The sequence below is a fragment of the uncultured Cetobacterium sp. genome, assembly GCF_947039425.1.
Taxonomy (GTDB): Bacteria; Fusobacteriota; Fusobacteriia; order Fusobacteriales; family Fusobacteriaceae; genus Cetobacterium_A.
In genome coordinates this window covers 1-4,727 of record NZ_CAMQYW010000147.1, presented here as the reverse complement: position 1 = coordinate 4,727, position 4,727 = coordinate 1, and the positions used below count along the sequence as shown (strand labels likewise).

Sequence of the window (4,727 nt, the reverse complement as noted above, 5' to 3'; positions counted from 1 at the left end):
CAACTTCATTATTAAAAACTTTAATTGATTGACTTTCAGAGGATACAAAATAAATTTCAAAATCTTTGAGATTCATTTCATTAGCTTTTATAAAAACTTTATCTATAAATTTTTTTATTTCCATATGACCTCCAAAATAAATTTATAATTGATTATACCTCTTAAGAGGAAAAATATAAAGAGTAGTTTAAAAAAAATTATGATATAATTAAAAAAACAATACCTTATAAGGGGGCTAAAATGTATAGATTATGTTTAGTTACAGATAGAGAAATACTTGACAATAAAGATTTATATAAAACTATTGAAGGGGCTGTTGAAAATGGAGTAACAATGGTTCAATTAAGAGAAAAAAATATCTCTATAGATAGTTTTGTAGAAATAGGAAAAAAATTAAAAAAAATAACAGATAGATTATCTGTTCCTTTAATAATAAATGATAATGTGGAAGTAGCTAGATTAATAGATGCTAGTGGAGTACATTTAGGACAAAGTGATATGAGTATAGAAAAATCTCGAAAGATTTTAGGAGATAATAAAATAATAGGTTTATCTGTTTCAAATTTAGAAGAAGCTAAAAATTCTGTAAAGGAAAAAATAGATTATATTGGAGTTGGTCCAATATATGCAACAGGAAGTAAAAAAGATGCTGCAACTCCTATGGGATTAGCTATGCTAAAGAAAATAAAGGATGATTACAATATACCTGTAATAGCTATTGGAGGAATTAACTCTTTAAATGTTGAAGAAGTTATAGATAATGGAGCTGATGGAGTTGCAATTATATCTGGGATTTTAGCAGCAGAAAATCCATCTAAAAAATCTAAAGAGATATTTGATAAGATAAATAAAAGAATATTTTTGAATAAAATAACAAAAAATTTAGAAAATATAAAAAGTAAAACACCTTTAGTTTACCATTTAACAAATACAGTAGCCATAAATGATTGTGCAAATATAACCTTAGCAATGGGAGGGTCACCTCTTATGTCTTTTTGTTTAGAAGAGATGGAAGAGATAATTAGTTTTGCTTCTTCTGTTATTATAAATATAGGAACAATGGAAAAAGAGATGGTTTCTATGGCTGTAGAGGTGGCTAAAATTGCAAATAGACAATTAAAACCATTGATATTAGATCCTGTTGGAGTAGGAGCAACTAATGCAAGAAAAGAGCTTATAGAAGAGATATTGGAAAAGAGTTATGTGGATGTAATAAAAGGAAATTTATCAGAAATTAAAACAATATTATATGAGGTATCTAATTCAAGAGGAGTAGATGCTCTAGATAAAGCAGATATAAATACAAAGGATATAATCTTAAATGGAGCTAAAAAATTAGGATGTATACTTGCTGTAACAGGAGAGATAGATTATATTTCTGATGGAAATAAATTAATAGAGATATATAATGGAAATAAGGTGATGGAAAAAGTATCAGGGGCAGGATGTATGATTAACTCTTTAATTGGAAGTTCAATAGGAGCAAATGGAATTACTCTTGAAAGTGTGTCTCTTGGAGTTTTAGCAATGTCTGTATGTGGAGAAATTGCGTGTAGAGGTAACGAAAATAAAGGAAGTGGAACTTTAAAAAGTAGAATATTTGATGAAATAGTAAGTTTAAATGGAGATATTTTGAAAAAAGAGGAAAAAATAAAAATCTATTAATATAAATTTTAGGAGGCCAGTTAAATGTTAGATCAAAAATTAATTGAAGATATTTTAGGAGAAGCTCTAACTACAGGAGGAGATTTTTCAGAGGTTTTTATAGAAAATAAAAGTGGAGATTCATTTTATTTAGTTGATGGGAAAGTAGAACAAGCTATTGCAGGAAAAGATTTTGGAATAGGAATTAGAATATTTAAGGGGTTATTTTCAGTATATGCATATACAAATGATATGAGTAGAGAGAATTTAATAAAAACAGCTAAAAAAGCGGCTCAAGCAATAAAGGGAACAAAAGAGGATATAACAATAAATTTATTAAAAAAAGATATTGAAAATAATAATAAAATTTTATTGATGCCTTCAACTGTAAAAAAAGATGAAAAAATAGATGTTATGAGAGAGGCTTATGAAGCTGCAAAAAATTATGATGAGTGTATTAGTCAAGTAAGGATTAATTACAATGATTATACTCAAAATGTTTTAATAGCAAACTCTGAAGGTACTTATGTAGAAGATAGTAGAACAAGAAGCAGAATAGGAATAGAAAGTATTGCATCTAAAATGAATGAGATGCAAACAGGAAGTTATAGACCTGGAGCTTCAAAAGGATTTGAATTTTTTAAAGAGATAGATGTGAAAGAGTATGCAAAAGAGGCTTCAAGAATAGCAAAAACTATGTTAAATGCAGAATATGCTCCAAGTGGAAAAATGCCAGTTATTATTGATAATGAATTTGGAGGAGTAATATTTCATGAAGCTTGTGGTCATGGATTAGAAGCAACAAGTGTAGCTAAAGGGCTTTCAGTTTTTGCTGGAAAGTTAGGTGAAAAAGTTGCAAGTGATGTTGTATCTGCTGTGGATGATGGAACTCTTTCAAATGAGTGGGGATCAGCAAATGTAGATGATGAAGGAACACCAACAAAGAGAAATTTATTAATAGAAAATGGAATTTTAAAAGGATATATGATAGACAAATTAAATGGAAGAAGAATGGGAATGGAGAGTACTGGAAGTTCTAGAAGACAATCATATAAATTTGCTCCTACTTCAAGAATGACAAATACTTTTATATTAAATGGAAACTCTAAGATAGAAGATATGATTAAAAATACAGAAAAAGGAATATATGCTAAATATATGGGTGGTGGATCAGTAAACCCTAGTACTGGAGATTTTAATTTCTCTGTTATGGAGGGATATATTGTGGAAAATGGAGAGATAAAAGAACCTGTAAGAGGAGCAACATTAATTGGAAATGGACCTGATATTTTAAATAAAATAGAGATGGTTGGAGATAATTTAGGACATGGACAAGGGATGTGTGGATCAGTTTCAGGAAGTATTCCAGCAAATGTAGGTCAACCTACAATTAAAATTAGTGAAATAGTAGTTGGGGGGAGATAAAAAAAAGTAGGTGGATTAAAATCCATCTACTTTTTTTCTATAATTGACTCAATTACATCTTCTATACGATCGATACATCTACCACAAGATGTTCCAGCTCCAGTTGCATCTAGAATTTCTATAGTTGTTGATGCTCCATTATCTATAACTCTAAAAATATCTTCAAGAGATATATTTTTGCAGTAACATAAAATTGTATTTTTATCCATTTAAACCTCCTAAAAAATTATATTTTAATTATACTTTTTTAGTGTTGTATAGTCAAGATAAAATTACATTTCACTTTTAATTCCAAGTTTTATTAAAATCCAGTTAGTGGGATATGCAGTAATGAATCCACAAGCCATAGCAATTTGCATCATAAACCAAAACTCAATTTTAAAAGGAGAGATTCTACCAAATAAGCAGTATATAACAATGGCCATCCATCCATACATTCCAATTTGCCAAGATGTTAAAGAAAAGAAATCTATTTTTAGAGCTCTTATCCATATTTTAAGTCCTGTTTGTTCAAGCATAGGAGAGATAGCATAGTATTGAAAAGCAACTCCAATAATTAGTGCAAATATGTATGCTAAAGTCCAATCTCCAAAAGTTAGATTTTTAAAAATAGTAAATGGAAAAATCATAAAAATCCAAGGAGTAACTAAATCCGCAAGTGAGCATCCAGCTCCACAATGAAAAGTTCCTGAAATAACACTTTGCCAAAAAGGTTTTTTTGACATATTCATATTGCTCATATCCATATTTGACATATCCATCTTCATAGAGGAATCTTTTACTTCTCTACCTATTTTATAATAAATAAGTAATCCTAAAAGACTACACCAAAGAGCATTAATTGGCCAAACATATTTCATAATTTTCATAGATTGTGGATTTTTTTTAATATCAAAGTAAATTATGAAAAAAGATAAAATACCAAGAATTATTGAAATTATAGATAGATAATGTAACCATGTTGGAAAAATTATATTCATAAAAATCACCTCTTTATTTTATAGTAACAATAGAAAGACAAAAAGTATAGAGATAGAAAGAAATAAAGAGTTTTCTTTAGATAAAAGATTTAAAAAATAATAATTCGCTTGAAAATTAAACATTTAAATAAAATAAATACTTTTAATTGACTAAAAGTATTTATTTTATTATTATATTTGTAATACATAAATATTTAAACTAGGGGGATATAATGAGAGTAGATATAGGCAGAATAGAAAGAAATTTGAATGAATTGAATAAATTTAATACTACAGTTGGAAATGGATGTACAAGATTTTCTTATACAGAGGAAGATAAGAAATCAAAAGATTTTTTAATAGAAAAAATGAAAAAAATAGGAATGGATGTATGGTATGACTCAATTGGAAATCTTCATGGAAGATTAAATGGTGTAGGAGAAAATAAAAAAATAGTTTTAAGTGGATCACATATAGATACAGTGCCTAACGGTGGGAGATTAGATGGGAATTTAGGAGTCATTGGTGCTTTAGAAGTTGGAAAAGTTTTATTTGAAAATAAAAAAGAATTATATCATGATTACGAGGTAGTTGTATTTGTTGAAGAAGAGGGAGCTCACTTTGGAACAAACCTAATTGGAAGTAAGGCTATTGTGGGAAAAGTAGATCTATCTTTAATGGAAAAAATAAAGAATAAAA

General features: G+C 28.1%; 5 protein-coding genes. 3 read left to right on the top strand and 2 right to left on the bottom strand.

Features of this window, described 5'->3' with window-relative positions; translation table 11 throughout:
- The first annotated feature begins 240 nt into the window (after positions 1–240).
- Together thiM and Q0V09_RS07875 are read left to right on the top strand one after the other, a co-directional pair.
- Entirely contained in the window at positions 241–1,665 is a 1,425-nt protein-coding gene (gene thiM, locus Q0V09_RS07880; protein WP_297488259.1) for a hydroxyethylthiazole kinase, read from the top strand.
- A 24-nt stretch (positions 1,666–1,689) separates the two neighbouring features.
- Positions 1,690–3,069, top strand: coding sequence for a TldD/PmbA family protein (locus Q0V09_RS07875; protein ID WP_297488255.1), 1,380 nt, complete (start codon positions 1,690–1,692; stop codon positions 3,067–3,069).
- A gap of 26 nt (positions 3,070–3,095) precedes the next feature.
- Here Q0V09_RS07875 and Q0V09_RS07870 read toward each other — a convergent pair whose 3' ends face one another.
- Complete coding sequence (locus Q0V09_RS07870; protein WP_297405099.1) at positions 3,096–3,278, bottom strand: bacterioferritin-associated ferredoxin; 183 nt, start codon at positions 3,276–3,278, stop codon at positions 3,096–3,098.
- Positions 3,279–3,341: 63 nt separating this feature from the next.
- Positions 3,342–4,049: a DUF4396 domain-containing protein gene (locus tag Q0V09_RS07865; protein WP_297488252.1), complete on the bottom strand. Its 708-nt coding sequence runs from the start codon at positions 4,047–4,049 to the stop codon at positions 3,342–3,344.
- Positions 4,050–4,261: 212 nt separating this feature from the next.
- On the opposite strand from Q0V09_RS07865, the gene Q0V09_RS07860 reads away from it, so the two are divergent.
- Positions 4,262–4,727: M20/M25/M40 family metallo-hydrolase (locus Q0V09_RS07860; RefSeq protein WP_297488248.1), on the top strand; the 466-nt coding region annotated here is incomplete at its 3' end.